This is a genomic window from Mesorhizobium kowhaii, from assembly GCF_042431665.1.
In the GTDB taxonomy this organism is placed as follows: domain Bacteria; phylum Pseudomonadota; class Alphaproteobacteria; order Rhizobiales; family Rhizobiaceae; genus Mesorhizobium; species Mesorhizobium kowhaii.
On record NZ_JBHLYT010000256.1, the window covers coordinates 8,503 to 14,121 of the forward strand.

General features: G+C 59.2%; 8 protein-coding genes and 2 pseudogenes. 3 read left to right on the top strand and 7 right to left on the bottom strand.

Annotated features, from left to right (window positions below; all coding sequences use genetic code 11):
- Both ACFFNA_RS41105 and groES read right to left on the bottom strand, forming a co-directional pair.
- Positions 1-252: TCP-1/cpn60 chaperonin family protein (locus ACFFNA_RS41105; protein WP_378926229.1), on the bottom strand; the 252-nt coding region annotated here is incomplete at its 3' end.
- Positions 253-320: 68 nt separating this feature from the next.
- Positions 321-617 (bottom strand): co-chaperone GroES, encoded by a 297-nt coding sequence (gene groES, locus ACFFNA_RS41110; RefSeq protein ID WP_006203049.1) that lies wholly within the window; start codon positions 615-617, stop codon positions 321-323.
- A 1,160-nt stretch (positions 618-1,777) separates the two neighbouring features.
- Between groES and ACFFNA_RS41115 the strand changes: the two are divergent.
- The 3 genes and pseudogenes from ACFFNA_RS41115 to ACFFNA_RS41125 form a co-directional block, all read left to right on the top strand.
- Positions 1,778-2,176 (top strand): annotated as a pseudogene (locus tag ACFFNA_RS41115) (Ros/MucR family transcriptional regulator); the annotation flags it as partial.
- Positions 2,177-2,222: 46 nt separating this feature from the next.
- Positions 2,223-2,483 carry a hypothetical protein gene (locus ACFFNA_RS41120; protein ID WP_095090287.1) on the top strand — a complete coding sequence of 87 codons (261 nt, stop codon included), beginning with the start codon at positions 2,223-2,225 and terminating at the stop codon, positions 2,481-2,483.
- Positions 2,484-2,700: 217 nt separating this feature from the next.
- Entirely contained in the window at positions 2,701-2,886 is a 186-nt protein-coding gene (locus ACFFNA_RS41125) for a hypothetical protein (RefSeq protein WP_095090288.1), read from the top strand.
- Positions 2,887-3,283: 397 nt separating this feature from the next.
- Here ACFFNA_RS41125 and ACFFNA_RS41130 read toward each other — a convergent pair whose 3' ends face one another.
- The 5 genes and pseudogenes from ACFFNA_RS41130 to ACFFNA_RS41150 all read right to left on the bottom strand — a co-directional run.
- Positions 3,284-3,496 carry a cold-shock protein gene (locus ACFFNA_RS41130; protein WP_095090289.1) on the bottom strand — a complete coding sequence of 71 codons (213 nt, stop codon included), beginning with the start codon at positions 3,494-3,496 and terminating at the stop codon, positions 3,284-3,286.
- Between the two features lie 573 nt (positions 3,497-4,069).
- A complete protein-coding gene (locus tag ACFFNA_RS41135) occupies positions 4,070-4,528 on the bottom strand; it encodes a phasin (protein ID WP_378926236.1) in 459 nt (152 codons plus the stop codon).
- A 282-nt stretch (positions 4,529-4,810) separates the two neighbouring features.
- Positions 4,811-5,059, bottom strand: a complete 249-nt coding sequence (locus tag ACFFNA_RS41140; RefSeq protein WP_378926232.1) for a DUF982 domain-containing protein — start codon at positions 5,057-5,059, stop codon at positions 4,811-4,813.
- Positions 5,060-5,272 carry a hypothetical protein gene (locus tag ACFFNA_RS41145; protein ID WP_378926234.1) on the bottom strand — a complete coding sequence of 71 codons (213 nt, stop codon included), beginning with the start codon at positions 5,270-5,272 and terminating at the stop codon, positions 5,060-5,062.
- Between the two features lie 244 nt (positions 5,273-5,516).
- Positions 5,517-5,619 (bottom strand): annotated as a pseudogene (locus ACFFNA_RS41150) (IS5/IS1182 family transposase); the annotation flags it as partial.

Genomic DNA, 5,619 nt, shown 5'->3' on the forward strand with positions numbered 1-5,619 from the left:
AATGTCGTTGGTCTTCGAAGCAACTTCGCGGACCATCTGCGCGCCCATGTTTTCGAACTTGTCCTCGAGCTCGATTTCCTTGGCGACGGTGACGCCGTCCTTGGTGATGCGCGGGGCGCCGAACGACTTGTCGATGACGACGTTGCGGCCCTTGGGGCCGAGCGTGACCTTCACCGCGTCGGCGAGGATGTTGACGCCGCGCAGCATGCGCTCGCGGGCATCACGGGAGAATTTTACGTCCTTGGCAGCCATGTTTAGCTCCTGGCAGGGGCTCGCAGAGAGCCCGAAGATGAAGATTCAGGTGAAAGAGAGGCCGATATTCAGCCGATGATGCCCATGATGTCGGATTCCTTCATGATCAGAAGGTCTTCGCCATTGAGCTTGACTTCAGTGCCCGACCACTTGCCGAACAGGATGCGGTCGCCAGCCTTGACGTCCAGCGGAACCAGTTTGCCGGCTTCGTCACGAGCGCCGGAGCCGACAGCGATGATCTCGCCTTCCTGCGGCTTTTCCTTTGCCGTGTCGGGGATGATGATCCCGCCGGCGGTCTTGGATTCGGATTCGACCCGGCGAACGACCACGCGGTCATGAAGCGGGCGGAACTTCGACTTTGCCATTTTTTCTTCCTCGATGAGAACGGTGAGAACTGTCCCTCTATCCGGCGAAGCCGGACAAACCAGTACGCCCGGCGGTTCCGGACATTAGTTAGCACTCATCAATGGCGAGTGCTAACACCGCGGGGGATAGGCTCCTGGCATAGGAGAGTCAAGACGCTCGTGAGGCGATTGCAGACAGCCGGTATGATGATTTGGCCGGCTGTCCTATTGCCGCCGAGGCGACCGCAGCGCCCAGCAGTGGCCATCGTTCGGCGAGCCCGTAGCTGCCGGTCAGCTCGAGACCGAGATCACTGAGATCACTGAAAGGTCTTGGCGTCACAGATCGGTCGAAAAACGGCGCTTCTGCGAAGCAGTAAACCGCCCCGGCGGCTTGGCAGCCCCATGACTGAAATGGGGTGCGGGCGGAACGCACTACTCAGCCGCCCGGATCGATGATGCGAAAACAGGCCTAATATTCCGTAAACAGGAAGGCTGGCGACGCACCGATTGCAATTGCGCTGACGTGGGGTAAGCTTGGCCCGTCCTGGATCGTCAATCCCATTGCAGATTCGGGCACTCCCGATCTTGCCGCCTTCGGGCGGCCCTTTTGTTTCATGTAAGCTATTGCCGCCGCGATCCGAACCGCGACAGCGGGTGCGGCCCGATGGGTTCGCCGCCAACCGCGTCGATCAATCATATTCAGGGACCGGCTCGGCCGTAGCAGTCCCCGCAATCGGCGAGCGGCTGGGTAGCGCCGACATGGCGGGACGCCATCAGACAGGCCCCGTCTTGATGGGCGCCAATTGTAATGCTGGTCCGCACGATGGAACACCAGCTTCGCTGTCGCGTGTAGCTAACCGCTGGCGCTGATATTACTCTAGTGAAGTGGAGATGTTGCTTCCGTTGGATCCGGAGACGTTTCGGACCGTATTGGCCGAACGGCGAGCCGCGCGAATCACCTGATTGGTAGATTACCCTGGGGAAATGCAGCGACGCTTGCCGGTGTTCCGAAAGTCCCGTCGGCAAATCCACTATGTGGAATCCTGCAGTCACCGCTGACGCGTTGAGTTACGGATGAACATGCTATTCTCCCGTTGATTGTGTTTGGAAGTTAGAAAGATGAATGTTTCGAAAGGAGAACCTGCTTTGGCTGAGGACATGACTAACATGCTCGGGCTGAAACAACTGACATTGTTTCCGCTTACGTCAGCAAGAACGCGCCGCCGATTTCCTCTCTGCCGGATCTTATTCACAGCGTGAATCAATCGCTGTCGAAACTCGGACAGCCCGCCGAACCCGAGAAGCCGGCGCAGGCTCCCGCAGTCAACCCGAAGCGGTCGGTGTTCCCGGACCACATCATTTGCCTGGAAGACGGGAAGAAGTTCAAATCGCTGAAGCGCCATCTAAACGTCCATTATGGGCTGACACCGGACGAATACCGATCCAAATGGGGCCTGCCCGCCGACTATCCGATGGTCGCCCCGAACTCTTCGGCCTCGCGATCGCAATTGGCGAAAGCGAGCGGTCTCGGCCGCAAGGTTGCTGCGAAGGCGCCTGACAAGCGAAAGGCACGAGCTTAGAAGAAGGCAACTGTCGCCTTTCAATATCGGGCGATGGCCCGGCACGATGCTCAGGCTCCATCGCCAACTTGTGCTTGCGGCGTTGTCGCTACTGCTTGCGCAGCCGGCGCTCGCGAAAACTTGGTGCCATCCGATTGACAACACCGCCCGGATCCTTGCGTCGCCAAGCCCGAATGACATTCACAGGGATTGGCGGGACGAAAATCACATAGGCATGTCGTTGGCATTGGCGCCGCGCCGCAAAGTGACGGCAGAGCGCGTTGTTTATATCGAGGGAGATCTTTTTTACCACGAAGCGGCCTTGTGAATAAAAAAGTCAATGTCCTCCAAAAGGAATGGCAATGTGATTGGCGGCTCTCGCCGGGCGCTCCGCATTCGCGGATATACACACCGGGCAATAGGGTCGCGGCACCTGAGCCACCGGACCTTGCTGGGTATGTCTCCTGAGCACTTCCCAATGCCCGGCACAGTTGCCTTTGCCGATAAGCGAAGTATCGTTGCGCCGCGAATCGGCTGGAGGATCAATGCGCAAGCAGACAAAACCGTTCATCATCGAGGTCAAACCCTCACGGAAGCCGAAATCCGGCCCACGGAAGACGTCGATCTGGGGGCAGTTGGACTTGAGGACCGAGGACGATCCGCCGGCTGGAGCGGCGCCACAAAAGGTGCCAGCCGCCATCGAGGATAGTGCTGCGGCCGGGGGCCGCTGACCCAAACGAGCTGCTGCGCGCCTATGTGGAATCAATGACAAGGAGCCGTCGGCAGCAGACTGCTGGCGACGGCCGACGGTGTGAGTGTCAGCCTGTAGGCGCTGTGCGAGTCTCGGTGGCGCGGGGCCAGATAGCTGCGGGCCGCCTCTCCGAACTTTTCGCCGGTATTCTCACCACGGGCATCAGCTTGTCGGCGTGTGGGATAAACCACCAGGCTTTGGATGAGGCAGGTGGCGAACGGCGGCTTCAGACGCACCTTCCGGCCGGTATTTTGAGAAAGGCGGGAAACACCCCGCCTTTCCTTGCAAATTGTCTGGCTTGGCCTGTAATTCGTGAAGGCTGAGAAAAAGCTGCCTTGGCCTCTGGCTCCGTCACGTTTGCCCGGCGCGCAAGACAGTCAGCCTGCCTTGCTCAGACTGCCAGCTGAAGACTTGCCGGTGCGGCGGTCCTGCTCGATTTCATATTTGATCTTCTGACCATCGACGAGGGTCGAAAGACCGGCACGCTCGACAGCCGAAATGTGGACGAACACGTCCTGACCGCCGCCATCGGGCTGGATGAAGCCGAAGCCCTTGGTGCTGTTGAACCACTTCACGGTTCCAGTCGCCATCTTCTTATTCCTTCATAACAACTGCAGAATGGCCTGGCCAAAAAGCCAGGCCGGTTTACATTGCGCCAGGAGATAACGCAGCAAAATCGCCAAATCGCAAGGCCTTTGACCACTTGGCCGAAGAAGAAACAGGGCTCGGACTCTCTTGGGCACAGACAAGATCCACCTTGTCCCTGGTCTACGCTCTGGGACGGCCGTTCGGCGCCGCCTCGACAAGGAGCTGGTGTGCCGACCAGGTCGTCGATGTGGGTCACGGTCGACGAGGCCGCGGCCTTGCCACCCGATCCGGCCACGAGCGGACCTCGGGCGCTTGATGACCGTCGCGACTGTTTCGGTGTCCCGCCGGCAGATGAGCACATCGCGCGGTCGAGTTCCGGCGCTGGACGTTGCCGGTCCAGGCGAGCGACTGTTTGGCAAGTCCCGGTTGCGGGGGGAGTGGTCGACCATGATGGACCACCATTCCAAATCGGGCTCCGGCCAGAAACCCGCGTTGCACGACAGGCCCCTGACCGGCAAATGACGGGTAGCCTGAAATCGAGGAGTGCTCCCGCATTGATTGGATCATCTAGAAAACTAGGCGGCCTCGAGGCCCTTCAGGGCCTTCGCGAAGGCGTCCTTGACCGGCTTGGAAACGTCGGCCGCCGCCCTGGCGGTGAGCGCCTGGATGTCCTTGACTTGCTCGACACCCATTTCAACGCGCTTGCGCAGAAAGATCCTTTGCAACTCAAAAACTTCGGACAGCGACTTCACACGGACCAGAGCCTCAAGGTGCGAGAAGTCAGCTTCGGCGTTCGCGCGCAATGCCGCGATCATCTTCAGCGACAACTCGTTGCCGGCCGACTTCGCGGTTTCGGCGCTCGACTCGAGCGCCTTCTGGGTCTCTTCAGCGCCTTTGAATTTTTGAAGCACCTCGTTCGTTTGCTCCATGCCCTTGTCAGCGACGGCGCGAAGTTGATCGGTAGCCTTGTCGGGATTGAATGCCGCAAATTCGGTGGCTTCGGTTGCGCTGGACTTGTCAGTGGGTTTGGACATTTCTTGAACCTCCGCTTGAAGATGGTTTCCCGCCCGCGACAGCACATTGGGGCTGATGTGTGACAGTGGTATGTGCACTGCACCAATCTGGTGCGGCGTGCCGGCTCGTGCAGATCGGCTTCGCGCGGACGTGCCAGTGATCGAATGGGTTACGGGTAATGACGTGCCGTCATGGCGCGTGCCGACCTTCCCTTTGCCGAGAACGGTTTCAGATCGGACCGGCGCCGGCCTCGAATTTCTCGGGCGCTCTCCGGGCCTCCGCTCGATCCATGATAGAGATTGCTAGACAAGCAGGCCTTCCTCTCTGGCGGCTGCCTTGAAGGCGATGCGGGCATCGTCAGGCGTCAGTTCTCCGGCCAAGGCGGACAAACAGACGCGTACGGCCTCGTTCCATCTGGGACCGTGCTTAGTCCACTGGAGCAGCTGATCGGCTGCATCTTCGACGCTGCTGCACTCGTAGCGAATACCTGGGGTGCTGATATTTATCACGACAGGTGGCGAAAACCTATGAAGGGACACCGGGGGCGTCATTCATGTAGATCGAAAATAACGAACGCGGCGAGAAACATGGGTCTCCAAGACGATGCGTTCGGTAAGCTCACAGTCCGTTCCGCTCAGGTCCGGACCGCGGTTGCGATCTGCCGCGACGGTTGCCTTGATGGAGATCTTATCGCCAAGCTCGGCGGTTTGGAGCGGCAATCGAACGAGTTCTTTGGCGATGACAGCGGCCTCCTGGTCGACCATTAGCCGCACTCCAGGCCGGAATCGAACTACCCCCACGTTGGAGCAATGTCCAAAAAAATCAACGTGCAATTCTTACCGATATGGGGCTGTTGGATTTTCTCATCCCCTGCATGTTGGCGCGGCTTTCTTCCGGCCACGCCGTCGCGGCCAACCACACAGGAGCGCATGACGGCACCCCCGGTATGAGCATGATCCGCATCCCCCAGAACCCTCTCCTGACAATGCAGTTTCAGGCAATTTTGCGCTAGGCCGCAGACTCATAATGCCGCAACCAGATGCGAACTGAAGCGAGTTTGATTGCTGCGAGAAAGTTGAGCGGGTCTCGGTCGTATCGTGTGGCGATTCCC